The sequence below is a fragment of the Frankia sp. Hr75.2 genome (assembly GCF_949319125.1).
Classification (GTDB): Bacteria; Actinomycetota; Actinomycetes; order Frankiales; family Frankiaceae; genus Parafrankia; species Parafrankia soli.
Genome location: NZ_CASGGV010000317.1, coordinates 1 through 24,538, shown reverse-complemented (window position 1 = coordinate 24,538; position 24,538 = coordinate 1). Strand labels below are relative to the sequence as shown.

Here is a 24,538-nt window from a genome sequence, read left to right as displayed (position 1 = left end):
TGAAGTGGGTAATCGTCCCGGCGCGACATGGAGGAATGCCGGATGCGTATGGCGTGACCTTTCCTGGACCGGGAGCCCCTCCGGTGCCTCGCCAGGGGCTTCATCGTCAGGCCGGACGAGAGCGCAGAGGGTCTCCATGACATTGGTTGAGCGTGCCGGGCAGCTGGCTCGGCTTGGTCGGCTCGTCGACAACTGCCAGGAACGCGGCGGCGGCATCGCGGTCATCGGGGGACCGGTCGGGGTCGGGAAGACGGAACTTCTGCACGCCTTCGTGGCGCGCGCGACCGCGAGCGGTGCGACCGTGCTCGAGGGGGCCGGGGTGTGCGCGGAGAGCGAGTACTCCCTGGGTCTGCTCCGTCAGATCGTCGGCGGGCTGCCGACCGCCGACCGCGACCGCGTTCGGTCGCAGCTGCGTGTCGACGCCCTCGCCCTGGCGTGTGAGACCGAGGCGGCTGCGGCGGACCACCTGCGTATCGAGGTCCGTCAGTTGCTGTGTGAGACGCTGCGCGACCTTTCGGCGCGTACGCCGGTCGTCATCGCGGTCGACGACCTGCAGTTCGTCGATGCCGCGTCCCGTGACTGCCTGCTGTACCTGGCGGGTCGTCTCGCCTCGGCCAGGGTGCTGATGGTGTTCACCATGTCCGAGGGGCTGCTGGAGATCGACCGCAGCCGGACGGCCTGGTACGCCGATCTGCTCCGGCAGCCCGCCCTGTGCCAGGTCCCGGTCGGCCCGCTCAGCCTGGACGGGGTCGCCCGGATCGTCGCCGCCCTCGCCCCGTCCGAGCTGGTCGCCTCGCTGGCCCCGGCGGTGCACGAGCTCTCGGGGGGCAACCCCCTGTTGGTCAGGGCGCTGCTGGAGGACACGCTCCCGGAGGGGTCCAGACAGGTCCCCCGGGGATTCGGCGACGAGGGTGCCACGTGCCCCGACCAGCCGGTGCCGGGCAGCGTCTTCGCGCGTGCCGTCGTGACCTGCGCGCACCGGGGCACCCGCATGCTGGCGGTCGCCCGGGCGCTGGCCGTGCTCGAGGAGTCCGACTCCTCGGCGGTGTTGCGGCGGCTCGTCGCCGCGGAGGCAGAGGTGGCCGACTCGGCCCTCGGCGCGCTGAGCGCGGCCGGCCTGCTGTGCGCCGGACGGTTCCGGCATCCGGCCGCGCGGGCCGCGGTGCTCGCCGACCTGGCGACGGACGAGCGGGCGGCCCTGCACCGGCGCGCGGCCCGGCTGCTCTACCGGGAGGGCGCGGCCGCGGGCATCCTGGCGATCCACCTGGTGGCCGCCGGGCGCGCCGACGAGCCGTGGGCGTTGGACGTCCTGTGCAAGGCGGCCGAGGAGTCCCTGCGCACGGACAACGTGGCGTTCGCCGCGGCCTGCCTGGGGCTGGCGGTGACCGCCTGCGCGGACGAGGCTCAGCGACGGGCGGTGACCCTGCTGCGGGCGCGGGCGGAGTTCCGGACGAATCCCGGCGCTGCCTTCCGTCACCTCGCCCCGCTCGTCGACGCGCTGCGCGCCGGTGAGCTTCCGGACGAGGAGGCGATCGGTCTGGTCCGCCCCCTGATCCTGGAAGGGCGCTGCGACACGGCGGCGGACGTGCTGCGTCATGTCGAACACGCCGCGGCCGGGCTCTCGCCGGCGGTGGTCTCGGAGTTACACCTCACCTGGGAGTGGCTCAGCGTGACGCAGCCGGGCGTCATCGCGGATCTGGGCCGGCCCTCGGGCTGGTCGCACGGCTCCGTCCCGCCGTCGGTCGTCGCCGGTCCGGCTCTCGCGGTGGCCTCCGCCATGACGAGACTGCTGCGCGGCGGCGGCGGTGAGTCGGATGCGGTCGATATCGCCGAGCGGGTGCTGCAGGCGGCCCCGCTGGACGACGCGACGTTCTGCTCCCTGGACACGGCGCTCTACGTCCTGATCTACGCGGACCGGGCCGATCTCGCGCGGTCGTGGTGCGACTCGTTGCTGCGGGAGGCCGAACTGCGCGGCGCCCCGACCTGGCAGGCGCTGTTCGCCGCGGCCCGCGCGGAGGTCGCGCTGCGCCGCGGGGAGCTGGCCGCCGCGCGCCGGTTCGCACAGGCCGCGCTGACACACATCCCGGCCTGGAGCTGGGGGGTCGCGGTCGGCGGACCCCTGTCGGTGCTGCTCGCCGCGAGCGCCGCGATGGGCGAGCACGACACGCTCGACCCCCGTGAGATGTCGGTACCCGACGCCATGTTCCAGACTCGTTTCGGTGCGCAGTTCCTCCACGCGCGTGGCCAGGTCCACCTCGCTGCCGGCCGGCCGCACGCCGCCCTCGACGATCTGCTGACCTGCGGCCGCCTGCTGGGCGACTGGGGGCTCGACCTGCCCGCCTTCGTCCCGTGGCGGGTGGAGGCGGTCACGGCGCTGCTGCGGCTCGGTCGCGGTGAGCCGGCGCTGCGGCTCGCGGAGGAACACCTGGACCGGGCCGGGTCCGACCACCGGCGCAGCAGGGGCATGGCGCTGCGCGCGCTGGCGTCGGCGGTGGAACCGCGGCGCCGGATGGCGTTGCTGCGCGAGGCCGTGGAGATGCTGGAGACATCCGGCGACCGCCAGCAGATCGCGGCGGCGCTCGCCGACCTGGCGAACGTGTACCGCAGGCTCGGGCAGGCGAACCGGGCGCGCATGGTCACCCGGCGGGCGACCATGATCGCCGCGGACTGTCAGGCCGTTCCACTGCATCGCCAGCTGCTGGCCCAGGGCGGTGGTGGCGCGGCGCACCTGGGGCACGCGGGACATCCGCACCTGGAGCGTCCGGAGCAGTCGGGGCTGGGCGGCGGCGTGTGGGACGGGCAGCCGTCCACCGGTGAGCCGGACGGCCGGATCGTCACCGGCGGTCCGCTGGCCACGGCCGGCGTCCTCGCCTCGGACCGGATCGCCTCGGACCGGCCCGAGGCCGGTGCCGCCACCGGCGGTGGTGTCGGCCTGGACGTGCTGAGCGCGGCGGAGCTGCAGGTGGCGACCCTGGCCGCGGCCGGTCACACCAACCGGGAGATCGCCGGTCGGCTCTTCATCACGGTCAGCACGGTCGAGCAGCATCTGACTCGCACGTACCGCAAGCTGCGGGTGGCGGGCCGGGCGGACCTGCCGGTCTCGTTGAACGTCTGAGACGCGGTCCGCGCGGTCGCCGGACGTGTGCGGCGGGGTCATGGCCGCATGCTCAGGCGACGCCGGCCGGTGATGTCACCGCGGGTGCGGTCTCGGTGGTGGCACCCCGCGGGGTACGCGGGATGAGCAGGCCGCAGATGACCGCGCCCAGCGCGACCACGGCCGCCCCGGTCACGAGCGCCCACGACCACCCGCTGGTGGTTGCCGCTGCCAGCGAGGTGGGGTCCGTCACCGACCCGCGCAGCGCGTCGAGCCTGGCGTTGACGATCGCGGTGAAGATCGCGAGACTCAGCGCCGCGCCGAGTGGGCCGCCGGCGTTCACCAGCGCGGACGCGATACCGGCGTCCTCCGGCGGGACCCCGGCCACTCCGGCCGCCGTGATCGCGACGAAGGCGAACCCGGTGCCGGCCCCGACCAGCAGGAGCGGGCCCAGCACGACGCCCGTGTACCCGCCGTCGGGGGAGATCCGCGCCTCCAGCAGCAGGCCGGCGGCCATGAGGAGCAGCCCGCCGATGACGAGCGGGCGCGCTCCGAACCGTGCCATCAGCCGGGGTGCCTGGGCACCGGCCGCCATGGTCGCCGCGGACAGGGGCAGGAAGGCGAAGCCGGTCCTGATCGCGGAGTAGCCGTGGATCTGCTGCAGATACAGGGTGAGGAAGAAGAACACCCCGACCGTCGCGGTGTAGACGAAGACCATGCCGAGATCGGCGCCGGCGACGCTGCGGCGCCCGATGACCCGGGGCGGCATCATCGGGTTCTTCCCTCGCGCCTGGAGCACGGCGAACGCGCCGAGCAGGACCGCCGACCCCGTGAGCAGCCCGACGGTCTGGACGGTGGCCCACCCCGTGTCGTTGGCCTGGGTCAGCGCGTAGACCAGTGCGACCAGGCCGCCGGTGACCGTGACTGCTCCGGCCAGGTCGAAGCTGCCCGCCTCGTCGTCCCTGCTCTCGCCGACGGCTCGCAGCGCCAGGAGGATCACCACCGCGGCGATCGGGGCGTTCGCGAAGAAGACCCACCGCCAGTCGAGTCCGTCGGTGAGGACGCCGCCGAGTACGAGGCCGAGGGCGCCACCGCTGCCGGCCACCGCCGCGAAGATGGCCAGCGCCCGGTTCCGCTCCTCGCCCTCCGGGAACGAGATGGTCAGCAGGCTCAGCGCGGCGGGTGTCATGAGCGCCCCGCCGAGCCCCTGCGCGGCGCGGGCGGCGATGAGCAGGCCGGGGGTCTGGGCCAGGCCGCCCACCAGGCTGGCCACTCCGAACAACCCGACGCCGAGGGTGAAGACCGCGCGCCGGCCGTAGCGGTCGGCGGCCTTGCCGCCGAGCAGCAGGAAGCCCCCGAACGCCAGCAGGTAGGCGTTCACCACCCACTGCAGGTCGGATTCCTTCGTGATGTCGAGGGCGGCGGCGATCTGCGGCAGCGGCACGTTCACGATGGTCGCGTCGACGGCGATCATGAACTGGGCGGCGGCAAGCACGCTCACCACGAGCCATGCGGGCGCGCGGCGCCGGGAGGTGGCGCCGGCCGGCCGGGCGGCCGGTTCCGTGGATGGCATGTCGTGGGTCTCCTGGGGTGGTGTGTTGGGTCAGGTCGAGGCTGTCCGGGAAGACTTTCGCTCGACGCCTGTAGACTCACAGACCGTAGATAGATCTCAACACATGGGTCAACGACCGTGGAGCAAAGGTTCGTTGTGACGTCCGACACAGAGCTTGTCGTCGACCCCGATCAGGCGACGGGGCGCGGGGACCGCCGCGCCCGCACCAGGCTGGCCATCCTCGACGCCGCGCGCGGGTTGTTCGCCGAGCACGGTTACGAGCAGACGACGATCCGCGCGGTGGCTCAGCGTGCCGGGGTGGACCCCGCGCTTGTCATGCAGCACTTCGGCTCCAAGGCCGGGCTCTTCGAGGTCGCCTCCGAGATCGACGTCGGGTTCGGCGCGGCGGTCCTGGGCCCGTTGGAGGGCCTCGGTGAGCGCATGCTGGCCGTGATGATCGCCGAGATCGAGCACGCCCCCGAGGCCAATCTCGCCGCCCTGCGCTCGATGCTGACCCATGCCCCCGCCGCCGAGGCGGTGCGCTGCGCCTTCGCCCATCCCAAGGGAGACCTCCTCGCCGGCGTGCTCACCGGCGAGGAGGTGGAGCTGCGGGCGGGTCTGGTCGTGACCGTCCTGATCGGCCTGCTGGTCACCCGGTACCTGCTGCGCATCCCCGAGGTCGAGCGGGTCTCGGTCGACCGGCTGGTCAGCCTGCTCGGTCCCTGCCTGCAGCCCCTGGTGACCGGCCCGGCGGACGGCGCGGACACGGCGGGGGAGGGGCTGGTGGGCGCCGGGGCCGGGACGGCCGCCGGGTCTCCTCCGCCGGCCGGTGGGGCGGCGGAGCCGGCGCAGGCCTGGCTTTCCCGGCTGGCGGCGGCCGAGTCCGCGCGGCGGCAGACCGCCGACCGGGTCGAGCGGGTCGCTCGCGAGGCCCTCGCGGCCGGTGCGTCCTATGGCGAGGTGGGCCGGGCGGTCGGGATCAGTCGGCAGGCGGCCCGCAAGCGCTGGCCCGGCCTGTCCACCCCCCTTCCCGCGGCACCATCGACAACCTAGGTTTCCGCCGCCGGCCGCGAGCGCCGCCACGCCTGCCGATGACAACTTTGGTTGTCGTCGGCAAGTGTGGCTCTCGCGGGATCCGAGGTGTGCCGGGTCCGCGGCGGGAGGGTGGTGTCCTGGGGTCAGGTCCCGCGCAGGGCCTCGACCACGGGGGCGAAGGCCTCCTGGTAGTGCTCGATCACCGTGAGGTAGGAGATGCCGAAACGGTCCCGCAGCTCGCGGACCCGGTCGGTGACCTGCTCGAGGTCACCGATCAGCAGCAGCGGCGAGTCGTCCAGGTCCTCCAGTGGAACGGGGAGCTGGGTGGCCTGCAGGTGCCGCAGGGCGGCATCCCGGTCGTCGGTGATGATCACTGCCTGGATCAGCAGGTTGCGTTCGACCTGCGCGTCCCGCTCGCCCACCACGTCGGCGAAGTAGGCCACCCGCTCGGCGAAGGTCGCGTTCGAGATCAGCCGCAGCCCGCCGGGCGACTCCGGGGAGAAGGCCATCCCCAGGAAGCCGACGATGTCGGCGTGTTCGGCGGCCAGCCGCAGCACCCGGTTGCCGTTGCCGGCCACCAGCAGCGGGACGCGCTCCTGCGCGGGCGCCGGGACGGACTCGGGGTTGTCCAGAACCGTCCGCAGAGTGGCGAGCGTCCGCTCGAGCTGGTCGACGCGTTCCCTGGCGGTTCCCAGCTCCAGGCCGAGGGCCTCGAACTCCTCGCGCACGTAACCGGTGCCCAGGCCCAGTTCGAGGCGTCCGCCGGTGACCTGGTCGGTGGTCGCCACCTCGCGGGCGAGCAGCACGGGGTTGTAGAAGCCGGTGTTCAGTACGAGCGTTCCCAGCCGCAGCTTGGTGACGGCCGCGGCCGCCACCAGCGCGGGCAGCGGGGCCGTGTTCCCGATGTGGTCGGGCACGAGCAGCACGTCGTAGCCGAGTTCCTCGGCGCGGCGCGCGGTCGTCGTCCACGCCTCGCCACGCGGGATCTCCAGCAGGCCGGTGCCGAAGCGGAAGGGGAGCGTCACGTCTGCCTCCGTAGGCGGTGAGTACAACAGGTGAGGGGATGGGGTCAGGTGCGGATCGCGGCCCGGTCAGGGGCCGCGGGGGCGCCGATCAGTCGGGAAGGGAGTTGATCCGGACCACGAGGTTCCCGGGCGGCTGCCGGTTGTCGTGCAGCAGCTGGTGGGCGTATCCGACGTCGTCGAGCGTGCCGATCACGGTCCGGCAGGGGTCGAGGACGCCCTCGGCGACCAGACCGACGACCTGCCGGCACTCGCGCAGGCTGGCGAAGTGCGAGCCCTGCAGGCGCTTCTGACGCATCCACAGGTAGCGCAGGTCCAGGTCCCCGTTGTAGCCGGACGTGCCGCCGCAGATCGCCACCATGCCCCCCGTGGCGCACACGTACATCGAGGTCGGCAGGGTGTCCTGACCCGAGTGCTCCAGTACCAGCCGGGGCGCGCGGCGTTCACCGAGCGCTTCCCAGATCTGCGCGCCGAACCGCTTGGCGCCGTCGAGCCACCCGCGGTAGGCCTCGGTGTCGTCCACCGAGGGCAGCCGGCCCCAGTGGTCGAAGTCGCGGCGGTTGATCGTGCCGACGGCGCCGAGGCGGCGGCAGTGCTCGGCGCGCGCCTCGTCGGAGACCACCGCGACGGGGCGCCCGCCCCGGTAGCGCACGATCTGGATCGCCATCGAGCCCAGCCCGCCCGCGCCGCCCCAGATCAGCACCGGGTCCCCGGGCTCGACCACGTGCGGGGGCCAGCCGCACAGCTGCCGGTACGAGGTCGCGCCGGTGCACATCAGGCTGGCGGCGTCCACCCAGTCCAACCCCGCGGGCTTGGGCAGGCACTGGTACTCGTCGGCCAGCGCGTACTGGGCGAACGTCCCGAAGTTGCTCTCGTAGCCCCAGGCGAGCTGGGTCGACGACGCCATCGGGTCGGTGCCGAGCCGGATGTCGGGTGAGGTCTCGTCCCACTGCGCGCTGGTCAGCACGACCTCGTCCCCGACCTTGACGTGCCGGACACCCTCGCCGACCGCCCACACGATGCCGGCACCCTCGGAGCCGCCGATGTGGTAGTCGACCGGGTCCCCGAGCCGCATCCGTGCGGCGATCACGTCGACGGGCCGGCCGAGGGAGGCCCAGACGTTGTTGTAGTTGATGCCGGCGGCCATCACGTGGACGAGGACCTGGCCGCGGCCGACCTCGGGCACCGGCACGACCTCGGTGCGGATCGCCTTGTCGGGCGGGCCGAGGCGGTCCTGACGGATGACCGCTGCGTACATCAGCTCGGGTACGGAGCCGGCGGGCGGGAGCGTGCCGGGCTCGTACAGTTCCTTCACTCTCGTGTGGGCCATCGTGTGCCTGCCGTTCTCGTCGTCGGATGGGTCGGTCGTCGGTCGTCGGGCCGGCCGCGGGCGGCCGGGGGCGGGCCGGGTCAGCCGAGCGGATCCAGCCAGGCGCGTACCGCCTCGGCGGTCGTCTCCGAGTGCTCCTCCAGCACCGAGAAGTGATTGCCGGGGACGTCGACCGCGTCGTGCGGCAGGGGCCAGTACGCACGCCAGTCCCGGCGCGGGGCGGAACCGGCAGGGCCGGTGGCGTCGTCGTCGGAATCGGGCAGCATTCCGGGCAGTGGTTCGGTGGTGCGCAGCAGCAGCGTCGGCGTCGCGACGGAACGTGGCTGCCACGGCCCGAACACCTCCAGATAGCCGCCCATGGCTGTCAGGTTGGTGTCGTTGAGCGAGAGGTCGAACTGCCCGGAGCGGGCGAGCATCCCGCGGATCAGGGACGGCAGCCACCACTCCATGCCCGGGGTCGCGGCGGCGTCCGTCGGATAGGTGTCGACCATGACGAGCCCCGCCGGGCGCAGGCCCCGATCCTCCAGGCCGGCCGTCACCGCGTGCGCCACGCAGCCGCCGAGGGAGCGGCCGACCACGGCAAACGGCTCCCCGCCGACCTCGGCCACCACCGCGTCGACCAGCAGGTCCACGAACGTGTCCAACGCGTCGGGCAGCAGGGTGCCGTCGGTGAAGCCCGGTGCGGGCACGACGAAGACGTCACGGGTGCCCTGGAAGGAGCGGCCGAAGCGCAGGTACTCGTGCGGTCCGGACAGCGCGCTCAGCGAGGGCAGGCAGACAAGACCGGGACGGGCCGGTCCCCGCGCGAGCCGGACCGGCGCGCCGGCGTGCGAGGCGCGCTCGTCACGGCCGAAGCGTTCGCGGACCGACGACGCCGCGACCAGCACCGCCGCCGCCTGGTTCGTTCGGTCCGCCGCGCACAGCCCGAGGTACACCTCGGCGAGCGCGCTGGGTCGGGCGTCTCCTGTCGTCGGCGTCGGCGTCGGCGTCGGTGTCGGCGCCGGCGTCCCGGCGGTGCGGACCGCGGCGCCGTCGGCAGCCACCGCGCCGGACCTGGGATCGGGGACGGCCGCCGCCCCGTCCGCGGTGGGAGGTGCGGGAGCTCCGAACACCGATGTGCCGCCGGCCCGCGCGCCGGCCGCGCTCTCGTCGAGCCGGCGGCCGAGGGCCTCGGCCAGGGCCCGCGGCGTGGGATGGTGGATGACGGCGGCGCCGGGCAGCGTCAGCCCGGTGATCGCGCTCAGCCGGTCGCGCAGTTCCAGCCCGGTCAGCGAGTCCAGGCCCAGCTCGGTGAACGCCAGGTCGGGTTCGACGTCCTCGGGGGTGTCGTGCCCGAGGGCGGCGGCCGTCTCGCCGACCACGAGCTCCAGCAGCAGCAGCTCTCGGTCCGGCCCCGCCACCGCGGCCAGCCGGGCCCTCCACACCTCGACGTCGGTGACGGCACCGTCATCGGCGTCGTCCCCGGCGTCGCCGGACCCGGACGCCAGGGGCGGGCCGCCGACGGCGGGCGCGGACCGGACGGCTGTGCCCGCCAGCCAGAAGTGCCGCCGCTGGAACGCATAGGTGGGCAGGTCGAGCGTGCGCGGTCGTGGCCCGAGCGGGGCGTCGGCGGCCGGGCCCGCGACCGTGAGCGCGTCGAACAGGGCCGGCCAGTTCACGGCGACACCGTGCGCGTACAGGCGGCCGACGCCGCCCAGCAGGGTCGCCGTCTCCGGCCGGTCCCGGCGCAGCGCCGGAGCCAGCACCACCTCCCGGGCGCCTGTGTCCGCGGCGGAGTCCGGTCGCGGGGACAGCGCGGCGTGCGCCATCCCGGTGAGGACGCCGTCCGGGCCCACCTCGAGGAAGCGGGTGACCCCGGCGGCACGCAGCCGGGCCAGGACCGCCCCGAACCGGACCGGTCGGCGCACGTGGTCCGCCCAGTAGCGCGCCGACGTCAGCTCCCCGGGGCCCGCCAGCTCCCCGGTCAGGTCGGAGACGACCGGCACCGAGGGCTCGGAGAGAACGATCTTGTCGGCGATCCGGTGGAACTCCTCGATCATGCCGTCGAGACGATGCGAGTGGAACGCGTGGCTGACCCGCAGCCGGCGGGTCCGTCGACCCCGGTCCGCGAACACCGCGGCCAACGCGAGGGCGGGCGCCTCGTCGCCGGAGAGCACGACGGCGTCCGGGCCGTTGACGGCGGCGATGCCCACGCCCGCCCCGGCGCCCGACCCGCCCACGTCCTCACCGGCGTCCGGCAGGTCGGCGAGTGCCGCGAGGACCTCGTCCTCGCTCGCCTCGACCGCGACCATCGCCCCGCCGGGCGGGCAGGCCTGCATCAGCCGGCCCCGTGCCGCCACCAGCGCCGCGGCGTCGGGCAGGGTCAGCACCCCGGCGGCGTGCGCGGCGGCGATCCCGCCGATCGAGTGCCCGGCGACGAAGTCGGGCCGCAGCCCCCAGCTCTCCATCAGGCGGAAGAGGGCGACTTCCACCGCGAACAGCCCGGCCTGGGTGTACACGGTCTGGTCCAGCAGACCGGCCGGCCCGGTCGCCGACCCGGCGTCGGCGTCCACCCGGCCGGGATGACCGGCGCCGAACACGACCTCGGCGAGCGGCTTCGGCGCGGTCCCCTCGTGGTGGTCCGCCAACTGGCGGTCGAGCTCCGCGGCGGCCTCGTCGAACGCCCGCGCGAAAACCGTCGACCACGAGTACAGCTCGCGCCCCATGCCGACCCGCTGGCTGCCCTGCCCGGTGAACAGGAACGCGAGGCGCCCCCCGGGCCCGGCGGCCGGCCCGGCGCCGGTCGGGCCCCGGCGTGCGAGGCCCCGCGCCACGGCCGTGGTCGCGCGGCCCTCGGCCAGCGCGTCCAGAGCGGCCAGGTAGCCGTCGCGGTCAGCGGCCACCACGACCGCCCGGTGGGCCAGCCGGGCGCGGGTGGTCACCAGTGAGTACCCGACGTCGAGCGGGTCGGCGTCCACGCCGGTCCGCAGCCACGCGGCGAGGGCCCGTGCCTGGGCGGGCAGCGCCCGCACCGTCGAGGCGGAGATCACCCAGGGCAGTGCCGGTGGCCGCCGCGCGGGTCGGGCGTCCTCGCCCGGCACGCCCGAACCCGTCGCCGTGGCGGCGGGGGGGTTCTCGGGGGCCTGCTCCAGGATCAGGTGGGCGTTCGTGCCACTCACGCCGAACGACGACACCCCGGCCCGGCGCGGAGCACCTGTGCTCGGCCACGGCCGGGCCTCGGTGAGCAGGCGGACGTCGCCGTCGCCCCAGTCGACGTGCGGCGTCGGGGTGTCGACGTGCAGGGTCTTCGGCAGCACCCCGGCGCGGATGGCCATCACCGTCTTGATCACACCCGCCACCCCGGAGGCCGCGGCGGTGTGCGCGATGTTCGACTTGAGCGCCCCCAGCCACAACGGCCGGTCGGCGGGCCTGTCCCGGCCGTACACCGCCTGCACGGCGCCCGCCTCGATCGGGTCACCCAGCGTCGTGCCGGTGCCGTGCGCCTCCACCAGGTCGACGTCGGACGGGGCGAGACGCGCCGCCGCCAGCGCCGCGCGGATCACCCGCTGCTGCGCGGGCCCGTTGGGTGCGGTCAGGCCGTTGGACGCGCCGTCGGAGTTGACCGCCGAGCCCCGCACGACGGCCAGCACCCGGTGGCCGAGCCGTTGGGCGTCGGAGAGCCGCTCGAGCGCGACCAGCCCGACGCCCTCCGACCAGCCGGTGCCGTCCGCCGCGCCGGCGAACGCCTTGCAGCGTCCGTCCGTGGCCAGCCCGCGCTGGCGGGAGAACTCCACGAAACCGGTGGGGGTGGCCATCACTGTCACCCCGCCGGCCAGCGCCAGGTCGCATTCGCGCCCGCGCAGAGCCTGCCCGGCCAGGTGCAGCGCGACCAGGGACGAGGAGCAGGCGGTGTCGACGGTGACCGCCGGGCCCTCGAAGCCGAAGGTGTAGGCGATCCGGCCGGACGCGACGCTGCCGAGGTTGCCGACGGCGACGTGGCCCTCCAGCTCGGCGGGGATCTCGCCGATGCCGATCAGGTAGTCCTGGTTCGCCAGCCCCGCGAACACCGCGGTCGCGCTCCCTCGCAGCGACGTCGGGTCGACACCGGCCCGTTCCAGCACCTCCCAGGCGGTCTCCAGGAGCAGGCGCTGCTGCGGGTCGGTGGCCAGCGCCTCGCGCGGGGAGATCCCGAAGAACGCCGCGTCGAACTCGCCGGCGTCGTGGAGGAACCCCCCGCTGCGCGTGTACGAGGTGCCCGGCCGGTCCGGGTCCGGGTCGTAGAGCGCCTCCACGTCCCAGCCGCGGTTCGTCGGCCACGGCCCCACCGCGTCGCGGCCCTGCTCGACCAGCTCCCACAGGTCCTCCGGGGAGTGAACCCCGCCGGGGAAACGGCAGGCCATGGCGATGATCGCGAGTGGTTCACGGGCACGCGCCTCGAGGCTGTGGACCCGCCTGCGTGCGGCCTGCGCGTCGCCGAGCGCCCGGCGCAGGTACTCCCGCAGCTTGTCGTCGTCTGGCATCAGGCTTGTCCTTCGGCGTCGTCCATCAGGGCGAACAGCTCCTCGTCGGTGGCGGCGGCCAGGTCGATCGTGTCGAGGTGCGCCCGGCTCGCCGCTTCGCCGGCTCCGGCCGCGGCGGTGCCGACGGACCGCTCGCCGTCCAGGTCGACCGGGCCCGTCTCGACGCCGTCGGCCCACGACGCGGCCAGCGTGCGCAGGCGGGCCAGCACCCGCACCCGGTCCGCCCCGGACGTGAGCCGGGGCAGCGCGGCCTCGAGCAGGTCGAGGCTGGCCGCGGCGGAGAGCCCGGACCCCGCACGACGCGAGCCGTTCCCGCCGGTGCGGTCCGCGGCGGGAACGACGCCGTCGGCGCCGTGGGCGGTGTGGGCGGGGTCGGGGCCGGCGGTCAGGTCGCCCAGAGCGGCAAGCCGGTCCGCCAGCCGGTCGGCGAGCTCCGCCGCGATCGCCGCCGGTGTCGGGAAGTCGAAGACCAGCGTCGCCGGCAGGGTCAGGCCCGTGACCGCGTTCAGCCGGTTGCGCAGGTCGACGGCGGTGAGCGACTCGAAGCCCAGCTCCTTGAAGGCCCGGTCGGCGCCCACCGTCTCCGGGTCGTGCCCCAGCACCGTCGCGGCCTGCGTCCGGACCAGTGTCAGCAGCAGCTCCCCGCGCTCGGCCTCCTCGACGCCGGCCAGCCGGGTCAGCAATCCGTTCCCGCCGGCCGCGGCGCCGCCCTCCTGCGCTGTCAGGCCCAGCGCGTCCAGGCCGTCCACCGCGTAGCCGACGGCCAGTGCGCCGCCGCCGTCGAGCCAGTAGCGGCGTCGCTGGAAGGGGTAGGTGGGCAGGTCCACCGGGCGGGCGTCCGTCCCGGGAACCAGCGGCGACCAGTCGACGGGCACCCCGCGGGTGGCCAGCCTGGAGAGCGAGACGGCGAAGCGGTCCAGGCCGCCGTGCTGGCGGCGCAGCGTCTCGGTCACGACCGTCGCCGGCCCGCCGAGGGCGTCCAGGGTCTCGGCCAGCGCCACTCCCAGCACCGGATGGGGGCTGACCTCGACGAAGACCGTGTGGCCCTGCTCGGCCAGCGCGCGGATCGCCGGTTCGAACAGCACCGTCTGGCGCAGGTTGCGGAACCAGTGCGCGGCGTCCATGGTCGCGGTGTCGAGCCAGTCGGCGGTCACCGTTGACAGCAGCGGCACCTCACCGGCGCGCGGGGTGATCTCGGCGAGCCCGTCGAGGACGGCGTCCCGCAGGTCGTCGATCACCGGGGAGTGGCCGGCCACGACCGCGCCCCGCAGCCGGCGCACCCGCACGCCCTCCTCGGCCAGCTCGGCGAGCAGCTCGTCGAGCGGCTCCTCGTCGCCGGTCACCACCACCGCGGCGGGCCCGTTGACGGTGGCCACGGACAGCCGGCCGGCCCGGGTCTCCAGCCGGCGGGTGATCTCCGCGAGCGGCAGCGCGACGGAGGCCATGGCACCCCGACCGGTCAGGCCCACCAGCAGCCGGCTGCGCAGGGTGACGATGCGCGCGGCGTCCGACAGTGACAGCGCTCCCGCCACGGTCGCCGCGGTGACCTCGCCCTGGCTGTGACCGACCACCGCGTCGGGCCGTACGCCGAACGAGCGCCACAGCTCGGCCAGGGCGACCATCACCGCCCACAGCGCCGGCTGGGCCACGTCCGGCCGGTCGAAGGAGGGAACGTCGGCCGAGCCGGCCGTCGCGCCGCGCAGGACGTCGGGCAGGGACCAGTCGACGAACGGGGCCAGCGTCCGCGCACACTCGTCGATCGCCGCCGCGAACACGGGGGAGTCGGCCAGCAGCCGCTCGGCCATCCCCACCCACTGGGCCCCGTGGCCGGGGAAGACGAACACCACTCTCGGTGTCACGTTCGCGACGCCGAGGACCGCGTGGTCGGCCGGTTCGCCGGCGGCCACGGCGTCCAGCCCTGCCAGCAGCTCGCCGGTCCCGGTGCCCACCACCGCCGCGACGTGCTCGAACCGGGTGCGGGTCCGCAGCAGCGCGGCCGCGACGTCGGAGGGCCGTTGCTCGGAGGGTCGCTGCTCGGACGGCCGTGGCTCGGACGGCGATGCCGGACCGGCGGCGGGCCGGTCGGTCAGCGCGACGCGCAACCGGGCGGCCTGGGCCCGCAGGGCCGCCGGTGACCGCGCCGAGAGCACCCACGGCACGACCGCGGACGCAGCCGGCCCGCCCCGGTCGGGCTCGGCGGGTGCCTGCTCGATGATGACGTGGGCGTTCGTCCCGCTGACCCCGAACGACGAGACGCCGGCCCGCCGGGGACGGTCGAGGGCCGGCCACGGCTGTTCGGAGACCAGCAGCCGGACCTCGCCGCTGGACCAGTCCACATGCGGATTGGGGGTGTCGACGTGCAGGGTGCGCGGCAGCCGGCCGTGCCGGATCGCCTCGACCATCTTGATGATCCCGGCGACGCCGGCCGCGGCCTGGGTGTGCGCGATGTTCGACTTGAGCGAGCCGAGCCACAGCGGCCGGTCGGCGGGGCGGTCCCGTCCGTAGGTGGCCAGCAGTGCGCTCGCCTCGATCGGGTCGCCGAGCTTCGTGCCGGTGCCGTGCGCCTCCACCGCGTCGACGTCGCCCGGGCCCAGCCCGGCGCCGGCCAGGGCGGTGCGGATCACCCGCTGCTGCGCCTGCCCGTTGGGCGCGGTCAGCCCGTTGGACGCGCCGTCGGAGTTGACCGCCGAGCCGCGCACGACGGCGAGGACCCGGTGACCGAGCCGGCGCGCGTCGGAGAGCCGCTCGAGGGCGAGCAGCCCCACGCCCTCCGACCAGCCCGTGCCGTCGGCCGCCTCGTCGAACGCGCGGCAGCGGCCGTCGGGGGACAGCGCGCGCTGTCGGGAGATCGCCACCATGCCGGCCGGCGACGCCATCACCGCCACCCCGCCGGCCAGCGCCAGGTCGGCCTCGCCCGAGCGCAGCGCCTGCGCGGCCAGGTGCAGGGCGACCAGTGACGACGAGCAGGCGGTGTCCACCGTGACGGTCGGGCCCTCGAGCCCGAGGGTGTAGGCGATGCGCCCGGACGCGACGCTCGCCGCGCTGCCGTTGTGGATGTAGCCCTCGAGCTCCGCGGGGATCTCCCGCAGCCGCATCGCGTAGTCGTTGTACATGACGCCGGTGAAGACCCCGGTGGCGCTGCCGCGCAGGGTGGTCGGGTCGATGCCGGCCCGTTCGAGGGCCTCCCAGGCGGTTTCCAGCAGCAGGCGCTGCTGCGGGTCGGTGGCCAGCGCCTCGCGCGGGGAGATCCCGAAGAACTCGGCGTCGAAGTCGGCGGCGTCGTAGAGGAACCCGCCGTGCCGGGTCGAGGACTTGCCCGGCTGGTCCGGGTCGGGGTCGTAGAGCCCGTCGACGTCCCAGCCGCGGTTGTCGGGCCAGGCGCCCACCGCGTCGCGGCCGTCGGCGACCAGTTCCCACAGCTGCTCAGGCGTCGTCACCCCGCCGGGGAACCGGCAGGCCATCCCGATGATCACGATCGGGTCGTCGGTGGTCCCGGCGCCGGAGGCATACCCCGATCGGGCGGTGTGGCCCGCCGCCGGAGAGGTCCGTCCGGTCGCCTCGTCGCCGTCCGTGCCGATGATCTCGGCCAACAGGTGCGCGGCGAGTGCCGCCGGGCTCGGGAAGTCGAACACCACCGTCGCCGGCAGGCGGAGCCCGGCTGCCTCGGCCACCCGGTTGCGCAGGTCGACCGAGGTCAGCGAGTCGAACCCGAGGTCCTTGAAAGCCCGGTTCGGGTCGACGCCTCCGGGCCCGGTGCGGCCGAGCACGGTGGCCGCCTCAGTGCCGACGAGCTGGGTGACCGCGCCCAGCCGCTCATCGACCGGCAGGGCGCGCAGCCGCGCGGCGAGTCCCGTCGCCGCGGTCGCCGGACGGCCGGTGGCCGCGGTCCCGCCCGGGCCTCCCGCCGCGGCGGCGCGCCGCCTTGGCGGGATCAGCCCGCGCAGCAGGACCGGGATCCGCCCGTCCCGCGCGGCCAGGTCGAGCGGGACCGCCACCAGCAGCGGGTGCGTCAGCCGGCGGGCCTCGTCGAACAGCGCGAGGCCCTCGGTCGTGGCGAGGGGGCGGACCGCGGCGCGGGCGAAGCGGGCGAGATCGGCCTGGCCCAGGTGGGCGGTGAGCTCACTGCTGTCGGCCCACAGGCCCCAGGCGAGGGACTGCGCGGGCAGCCCGCGGGCCTGGCGGTGGGCGGCGAGTGCGTCCAGGAAGGCGTTCGCCGCCGCGTAGTTGGCCTGGCCGGCGTTGCCGAAGGTGGCGCTGGCCGAGGAGAACAGCACGAACGCGGCCAGGTCCAGCCCGCGGGTCAGCTCGTGCAGGTGCCAGGCCGCGTCCACCTTCGGGCGCAGCACCGGCCCGAGGCGCCCGGGCGTGAGCGAGGCGAGCGCCCCGTCGTCGAGGGCGCCCGCGGCGTGCACCACCCCGGTCAGCGGATGCTCGGCCGGGATCGCGGCCAGGACGCCCGCGAGCGCCGCCCGGTCGGTCACGTCGGCCGCCGCCACCGTCACGTGCGCGCCGAGCTCGGTCAGTCCGGCGACCTGCTCGGCGCCCGGGGTCGCGCTGCCCCGCCGTCCGACCAGGAGCAGGTGGCGCACGCCGTGGTCGGTCACCAGATGCCGCGCCACCAGCACACCCAGCCGGCCGAGACCGCCGGTGATCAGCACCGTGCCCTCCGGTCGGAACGTGCTGAGAGGTCCGGCCGTGCCGACGGGTCCGGCCGTGCCGACGGGTCCGGCCGTGCCGACGGGTCCGGCCGTGCCGACGGGTCCGGCCGTGCCGACGGGTCCGGCCGTGCCGACGGGTCCGGCCGTGCCGACGGGTCCGGCGGTGCTGACGGGTCCGGACGTGCTGTCCGCTCCGCGCACCGGGGCGGGGGGTGCGGCAGGGGCTGTCACCCGGACCAGTCGCGGTACCCGGGCGTGCCCGCCCCGCAGCGCGACCTGGGGTTCGCCGGTGGCGGCGGCCGTGGCGAGCACGCCCGGCAGCGCGGCGCCCGAGGCGGGTTCGCCGTCGACGTCCACGAGCAGGAATCGGTCGGGATGCTCCGACTGGGCGGTGCGCAACAGGCCCCAGACGACCGAAGCGGCCAGGTCCGGGGCCTCGCCCGCCGCGGCGGCCACCGCCCCGCGGGTGAGGACGACGAGACGGGCGCCGTCGAGGTCGCGCCGTCCCAGCCACTCCTGTACCCAGCCCAGGGCCTGCCCGGCCAGGGCGTGGGCACCGGCCACCGGCGACGCCGGGTCGCTCCCGGGACCGGGGGAGGCGGCGGCCGGTGACGGCACCGAGAGCAGCACCAGGTCGGGGAGGTCCCCGAGCTCCGCCGGATCGGTCCCCTCCCGGTCCGGCGGACCACCCAGCCGGGCGAGGTCGGGCGCCACCGTGGTGGCGTGTCCGGCCGCGCGCAGCCCGGCCGCGACCGCGAACGGGTCGTCGCCCAGGATCGCCACCGTGGCCCGCACCTCGTCGTGGGACGCCGCGGTGGGCAGCTCGATCCAGTCCACCCCGAACAGGGCGTCCCGCGGCGTGCCCGAGGTTCCGGCCGAACCCACGCCCGCCTCCACGGCGCGCAGCTGGTCGGCGGAGATCCGGCGGGCCACCACCGAGTCGATCGACGCGACCGGGGCTCCGGAACCGTCGAGGGCGCGCACCGAGATCGCGTCGCGTCCGGTGGCGACGAGCCGCACCCGCAGGCTGGACGCACCGGAGGCGTGCAGCCGGACCCCCGTCCAGGCGAACGGGAGCGCCGCGCCGCGGTCACCCCTGTCCGGCTGGGGGTCCGGCCCGGTCAGCAGCGCCGAGCCGTGCAGGGCCGCGTCGAGCAGCGCCGGGTGCGCCCCGAACGCCGCCGCCTCGCCGTGGTCGCCCTCGGGCAGCGCGATCTCGGCGAACAGCTCCCCGCCGAGTCCGTCCGGCCCGCGCCGCCACGCCGCCCGGAGCCCGGCGAAGACGGGGCCGTACTCCAGACCGGACTCGGCGAGCCGGTCGTAGAGGTCCGTCACGTCCACCGGCCGCGCGTCCCGCGGAGGCCAGGTGTCGTGCTCCCAGCGCTCCCCGCCCGGCACGGTGTCCGAGCGACGCAGTGTCCCCCTGGCGTGGCGGGTCCAGCCGCCCTCCGCCTCGGGGCCGTCCAGCGGGCGGGCGAACACCTGCACCGCTCGTTGTCGCCCGCCGTCCGTCACCCGGTCGTCCGTCACCCCGCCGTCCGCGACCCCGCCGCCGGACTCCGCGGCGGGGTCCTCGCCCTCCGGGCCCCCGACGACGACCTGAACCGTCACCGCCCCGTCGGCGGGCAGTGCCAGCGGGGCTTCGAGGACCAGCTCGTCCAGGACGTCCAGGCCGACCTCGTCGCCGGCCCGGATCGCCAGCTCCACGAACGCCGTGCCGGGTACCAGCACCACGCCGCGCACCGCGTGGTCGACGAGCCACGGCTGGTCACGTACCGAGAGCGTCCCGGTGAGCAGCAGGCCGTCGCCGTCGGCCAGGGCCACGACCGCGCCGAGCAGCGGATGCGCCGCGCCGGTCAGGCCCAGCGCACGCGGATCGGTGCCCACGGCCGGCGGTGTCAACCAGAAGCGTTCCCGCTGGAACGGGTAGGTGGGAAGGTCGACGCGGTGCGCGGTGACGCCGGCGAACGCCGGGGCCCAGTCCACCGTCACCCCGGAGACGTGCACCGTCGCCAGCCCCCGCAGGAACTGCTCGACGCCGTCGCCGTCGCGGCGCAGCGATCCGGTGACCACCCCGGACAGCGCCCGGCCCTCGATCGTCTCCGTGATCGCCGTCGTCAGCACCGGATGCGGGCTGACCTCGACGAACACGGTGTGGTCGGACGCGAGCAGCGTCTGGACGGCCGGTTCGAACAGCACCGTCCGGCGCAGGTTGGTGTACCAGTACTCGGCGTCCATCGTCGCCGGGTCCAGCCAGTCGCCGGTGACCGTGGACGCCAGCGGCACGTCACCGGCCCGCGGCCGGATCGAGGCCAGTGCGCCGAGCACCTGCGCGCGGATGCCCTCCACCTGCGCCGAGTGCGAGGCGTAGTCCACCGGGATGCGGCGCACCCGCACCTCGTCGGCCCGGCAGGCCGCGGCGAGCTCGTCCAGCGCGGCGGGCTCGCCCGAGACCACGACCGCCCCCGGGCCGTTGACCGCGGCCAGCGACAGCCGTGTTCCCCAGCCGGCCAGGCGGGTCTCGACCTCGGCGGGCGTCGCCGCCACCGAGAGCATGCCGCCGGCCCCGGACAGCGCCGCGATGGCCCTGCTGCGCAGCGCCACCACCGCCGCGCCGTCCTCCAGCGAGAGTGCTCCGGCGACGCAGGCGGCGGCGATCTCCCCCTGGCTGTGCCCGACGACGGCGTCCGGATGCACCCCGTGGGCCTGCCACAGCGCGGCCAGCGACACCATCACCGCCCACAGCGCCGGCTGTACGACGTCGACCCGTTCCAGTGAGGGGGCCCCCTCGGCGCCGGCGAGCACGTCGGTCAGCGACCAGTCGACGTGCGGGGCCAGCGCCCGCTCGCAGGCCGCGATCCGCTCGGCGAACACCGGCGCCGAGGACAGCAGGTCGCCGGCCATGCCGACCCACTGCGACCCCTGACCCGGGAACACGAAGACCACCTGGTGGTCGGAACCCCCGGCCGCCGTCGGGCCGGCCCCTGGCGCCCGGGGCCGGCGGACGAGCGCGGGATGGGGTTCGTCGTGGGCCAGGGCGGCCAGGCCGGCCAGCAGTTCGGCCCGCCCGGTGGCGACGAGCACCGCGCGTTCCTCCAGCGCCGAGCGGCTGGTCGCCAGTGCGTGCCCGATCAGCGCGGGCGCCGGTTCGTCGCGGCCACCGACGAACCGGGCGAGGTTGTCGGCCTGCGCGTGCAGCGCGGCGGGCGTGCGGGCGGACAGCACCCAGGGAACGGGACGAGCCGGGCCGGTCCCGGCCCGGGGATCGGGCGACTGCCCGTCCGACGGCCCGTCCGACGCCTCGTCCGACGCCTCGGCCTGTTCCAGCAGGACGTGGGCGTTGGTGCCACTCACCCCGAACGAGCTCACCCCGGCCCGGCGCGGACGTCCCGTGCGAGGCCAGGTCCGTTCCTCGGTGAGCAGCCGCACCGCGCCGGCCGACCAGTCCACCTGGGAGGTGGGCGCGTCGACGTGCAGCGTCCGCGGCAGCACGCCGTGGCGGATCGCCAGCACCGTCTTGATGACCCCGGCGACGCCCGCCGCGGCCTGCGTGTGGGCGATGTTCGACTTGAGCGAGCCCAGCCACAGCGGTTGTTCGGCGGGCCGGTCCTGGCCGTAGACGGCGAGCAGCGCCTGGGCCTCGATGGGGTCACCGAGCCGGGTCCCCGTCCCGTGCGCCTCGACCGCGTCGACCTCGTCGGGGGAGATCCGGGCGTCGGCGAGCGCCGCCCGGATCACCCGTTGCTGGGAGGGCCCGTTCGGGGCGGTGAGCCCGTTCGAGGCACCGTCGGAGTTCACCGCGGAACCCCGCACGACGGCCAGCACCGGATGGCCCAGGCGGCGGGCGTCGCGCAGGCGCTCGAGCAGGAGCAGGCCCACGCCCTCGGACCAGCCGACGCCGTCCGCCGCGTCGGCGAAGGCCTTGCAGCGGCCGTCCACCGACAGCCCGCGCTGGCGGGCGAACTCGACGAACACCGCCGGTGAGGTCATCACCGTCACCCCGCCGGCCAGTGCCAGCGTGCTCTCGCCACTGCGCAGCGACCGTGCGGCCAGGTGCAGCGCGACCAGGGACGACGAGCAGGCGGTGTCCAGGGTCACCGCCGGGCCCTCGAACCCGAAGGAGTAGGACACCCGGCCGGAGAGCACGCTGGCGGCGCTGCCGATGCCGAGGTAGCCGGCCACCTCCCGCGGCGCGTGGGAGAGGAACTCGGTGTATCCGGAGCCGTTCGTGCCGACGAACACCCCGGTGGCGCTGCCGCGCAGCCCGGCGGGGTCGACCCCGGCGCGTTCGAACGCCTCCCACGCCGTCTCCAGCACCAGCCGGTGCTGCGGGTCGGTGGCCAGCGCCTCCCGCGGCGAGATCCCGAAGAAGTCCGCGTCGAACATCCCCGGGTCGTCCAGGAAGGCACCTCGACGGGTGTACGAGGTGCGGTGGTGGTCCGGGTCGGGGTGGTACAGACCGTCGAGGTCCCAGCCGCGGTCGGCGGGGAGGTCGCCGACCGCGTCGGTACCGTCGGCCACGAGGCGCCACAGGTCCTCCGGGGAGGCGACGCCCCCCGGGAACCGGCAGGCCATCCCGATGATCGCGATCGGTTCGCGGTCGGCCTCGTCGGCGTCGCGCAGCCGGCCGCGGGTCTCGTGCAGTTCGGCGGTCACCCGCTTCAGCAGGCGCCGGATCTGGTCGTCGCTCATGAGATCCCGAGCTCCTTGCCGATGAAGTCGATGAGTTCGTCGTCGGAGGCGTCGGCGAGCTCCGCCGCGCCCGGGTTCCCCGGCTCGGAGCGGCTCCACGCGGCCGCCAGCGCCGCGATCCGCTCGCCCGCCCGGCGGTGCTCGTCTCCGCCCGCCGGCAGGCGGGAGAGCCGGGCCTCCAGTCGGTCGAGGTCCGCCAGGACCGTGGTGTTCGCCGTGTCCGTGGTGTCCGTGGTGTCCGTGGTGCTCGCCGCGCCCGCGGCGTCCGCCTGTGCCACGAGGTGCTCGCCCAGGTGGTCGGCCAGGACCCGTGGGGTCGGATAGTCGAAGATCAGGCTGGCTGGCAGCCGCAGCCCACTCGCCGCGTTCAGCCGGTTGCGCAGCTCCACCGCGGTGAGCGAGTCGAACCCCTGCTCGCGGAAGCCGCGCGCGGTGTCCACCGCGTCGGGTGTCGCATGTCCCTGCACGGCCGCGACCTCGGTGCGGACCAGGCGGAGCAGGATGCGCCGGCGTTCCGCCGCGTTCGCCTCGGACAGGCTCCGGACCAGCGCCGCACCGGGCGCCTCCCCGGCGGTACCCGGCGCACCGCCGGCGCCGGGCGTACCGCCCGAGCCGGCACCGGCCTCCCGGACCTGGACGAGTTCGTCGAGCAGCCGGTACGGCCGGGCGCGGCGGATGGTGGGCCAGTCGGCGTCGACCACGACGAGCTGTGTCTCCTCCTGTTCGAGGATCCGCTCCAACGCGGCGACGCAGACCTGGGGATCCATCGGCGCGAAACCGTGCCGCCGCCCCTGGCTGGCCAGCCTCGGCTCGGCGATCCCGTCGCCGGCCCAGTGGCCCCAGGCGATCGAGGTGGCGGGCAGTCCCGCGGCGTGCCGGTGCGCGGCCAGCGCGTCCAGGTAGGCGTTGCCGGGGGCGTAGTTACCCTGCCCGGCTATGCCGACGAGGCCCGCCACCGAGGAGAACAGCACGAAGGCCTCGAGCGCCACGCCGGCGGTGAGCTCGTGCAGGTGTCGCGCCCCGTCGACCTTGACGCGCAGCACCCGGTCCTGCTGGGCGGGCGTCAGGTTCGCCAGCAGGGCGTCGTCGAGCACCGCCGCCGTGTGCACCACCGCGCTCAGGGGGAGGTCGTCGGGGATGGTGGCGAGGACCTCGGCCAGGGCGGCCCGGTCGGCGACGTCGCACGCCGCGAAACTCACCCGTGCCCCCAGCTCGCCGAGCCGCGTGGCCAGCGCCGCGGCCCCCGGCGCGTCCGCACCGCGCCGGCTGACCAGCAGCAGGTGGCGCACGCCGCGGCGGGCCAGCCAGCCGGCGACATGGCCGGCCAGGGCACCCGTCCCGCCGGTGACGAGCACCGTGCCCGTCTCGGTGCCAGGCTGCCAACCCCGCGTCGCGGCCGCGGATTCGGTCCTCGGCTGGGCGGGGATCCGCGGGGCCCGCACCAGCCGCCGGGCGAGCAGCCCGGATCCGCGCACGGCGAGCTCCGACTCGCCCGGCGACTCCCCGCCGCCGTGCAGCGCTGCGACGAGCCGCGCCGCGACGGCGTCACCGGCCGTCTCGGGCACGTCGACCAGGCCGCCCCAGCGGCCCGGGTGCTCGGCGGCGACGATTGTGCCGAGACCCCAGACCAGCGCGCCGTCCGGGTCGGCCACCGGATCGCCCGACCCGGTCGACACCGCGCCGCGGGTGACGCACCACAACGGCGCGTCCACCTCGGCCTCGCCCAGGGCCTGGACGAGCGCGGTCGTGGCGCCCAGACCCCACGGCAGTGAGCCGTGGTCGGGATGTGTCGCGCCGCGGGTCAGGGCGAGCAGCGAGAGCACCCCGCTGAGCGGGGACGGCCCGCCGGACACCGCTGTTCGCAGCAGGTCGGTGAGACGACCGCGTTCCGCCGCGCTCCGGTCGACCTCGACCAGCGTGGTGTCGGCACCGCGGGCGCGCAGCTCCGCGAGTACCGCGTCGAGCCAGGCGGGGCGATGCCGGTCGAGGTCCGCGCCGGCGGGTACGGCCACCAGCCACCGGCCGCTCGCCGTGTCCGCCGCGGCGAGGGAACGGTTCGCCGGCCGGGCACCCTGGTCGCTCGCGAGCGGGCGCCACACCGACCGGTACCGCCAGGAGTCGGCGGTCGCGGTGGTCTTGTGGTTCGTCCACCAGGTGGCGAGGTCCGGCAGGACGGCCTCCAGCGCCGCGGCCCGTTCGGGCGCGTCGAGACCCAGTTCGTCGGTGAGGCCGGTCAGGTCGCCGCGTTCGACGGCCGCCCAGAAGGTTCCGCTGTCACCCGCCGGGCCATCCGCGGCCGCGCCGGCGTCCGCGGCGGTCGTCGGTGTGCTCACCCAGTACCGCTGGCGTTGGAAGGGGTAGGTGGGCAGGGCCACCGGCGGCGCGGGGAACGCGGCGTCAGCCGTGGGCGTCGCCTCGCCCGTGTCGGCACCGGAGGCGGCGTCCGCGTCGGCGGCGGTCGTTTCGGCGGGCGCCGGGTGAAGGTTCCAGTCGACCGGGTGGCCGTGGGCGTGCAGGGTGGCCAGCGCGGTCGCGAAGGTCGTGGTGCCGGAGCGGTCCCGGCGCAGGAGCGGGATCACCACCGGGGCGGCGGCCGTGCGCTCCTCGTCGGGGTCGGTTCCCGCGCCGTCCCGGGGGCCGTCCGGATGGCCCGCAC

Annotated in this window: 8 protein-coding genes; 2 read left to right on the top strand and 6 right to left on the bottom strand. The window is 75.5% G+C overall.

Going from position 1 to position 24,538, the window contains the following annotated elements:
• Positions 1-136 precede the first annotated feature (136 nt).
• On the top strand, positions 137-3,115 hold the full coding sequence (locus tag AC559T_RS28290; protein WP_498870655.1) for a helix-turn-helix transcriptional regulator: 2,979 nt from the start codon (positions 137-139) through the stop codon (positions 3,113-3,115).
• A gap of 52 nt (positions 3,116-3,167) precedes the next feature.
• Here the strand turns inward: AC559T_RS28290 and AC559T_RS28285 are convergent, their stop codons facing one another.
• Positions 3,168-4,667, bottom strand: coding sequence for an MFS transporter (locus tag AC559T_RS28285; RefSeq protein ID WP_498870654.1), 1,500 nt, complete (start codon positions 4,665-4,667; stop codon positions 3,168-3,170).
• A 135-nt stretch (positions 4,668-4,802) separates the two neighbouring features.
• On the opposite strand from AC559T_RS28285, the gene AC559T_RS28280 reads away from it, so the two are divergent.
• Positions 4,803-5,699, top strand: coding sequence for a TetR/AcrR family transcriptional regulator (locus AC559T_RS28280; protein WP_498870653.1), 897 nt, complete (start codon positions 4,803-4,805; stop codon positions 5,697-5,699).
• A gap of 125 nt (positions 5,700-5,824) precedes the next feature.
• On the opposite strand, the gene AC559T_RS28275 is transcribed toward AC559T_RS28280, so the two are convergent.
• From AC559T_RS28275 to AC559T_RS28255, 5 genes are all read right to left on the bottom strand, one after another.
• A complete protein-coding gene (locus AC559T_RS28275; protein WP_368951990.1) occupies positions 5,825-6,706 on the bottom strand; it encodes a TIGR03621 family F420-dependent LLM class oxidoreductase in 882 nt (293 codons plus the stop codon).
• A gap of 88 nt (positions 6,707-6,794) precedes the next feature.
• Entirely contained in the window at positions 6,795-8,018 is a 1,224-nt protein-coding gene (gene ccrA, locus AC559T_RS28270) for a crotonyl-CoA carboxylase/reductase (protein ID WP_498870652.1), read from the bottom strand.
• 95 nt (positions 8,019-8,113) lie between these two features.
• Positions 8,114-12,532 carry a type I polyketide synthase gene (locus AC559T_RS28265; RefSeq protein ID WP_498870651.1) on the bottom strand — a complete coding sequence of 1,473 codons (4,419 nt, stop codon included), beginning with the start codon at positions 12,530-12,532 and terminating at the stop codon, positions 8,114-8,116.
• A complete protein-coding gene (locus tag AC559T_RS28260; protein WP_498870650.1) occupies positions 12,532-21,882 on the bottom strand; it encodes a type I polyketide synthase in 9,351 nt (3,116 codons plus the stop codon). The genes AC559T_RS28265 and AC559T_RS28260 overlap by 1 nt, the downstream gene beginning before the upstream one ends.
• Positions 21,879-24,538 (bottom strand): SDR family NAD(P)-dependent oxidoreductase (locus AC559T_RS28255; RefSeq protein WP_498870649.1); only part of this gene is annotated, 2,660 nt, incomplete at its 5' end. The genes AC559T_RS28255 and AC559T_RS28260, both read right to left, overlap by 4 nt.

Bases quoted from the DNA above. Each gene is read 5' to 3' on its own strand.
- AC559T_RS28260 (WP_498870650.1), bottom strand. From the start codon at position 21,882: ATGAGCGACGACCAGATCCGGCGCCTGCTGAAGCGGGTGACCGCCGAA.
- AC559T_RS28285 (WP_498870654.1), bottom strand. From the start codon at position 4,667: ATGCCATCCACGGAACCGGCCGCCCGGCCGGCCGGCGCCACCTCCCGG.
- AC559T_RS28290 (WP_498870655.1), top strand. From the start codon at position 137: ATGACATTGGTTGAGCGTGCCGGGCAGCTGGCTCGGCTTGGTCGGCTC.
- AC559T_RS28265 (WP_498870651.1), bottom strand. From the start codon at position 12,532: ATGCCAGACGACGACAAGCTGCGGGAGTACCTGCGCCGGGCGCTCGGC.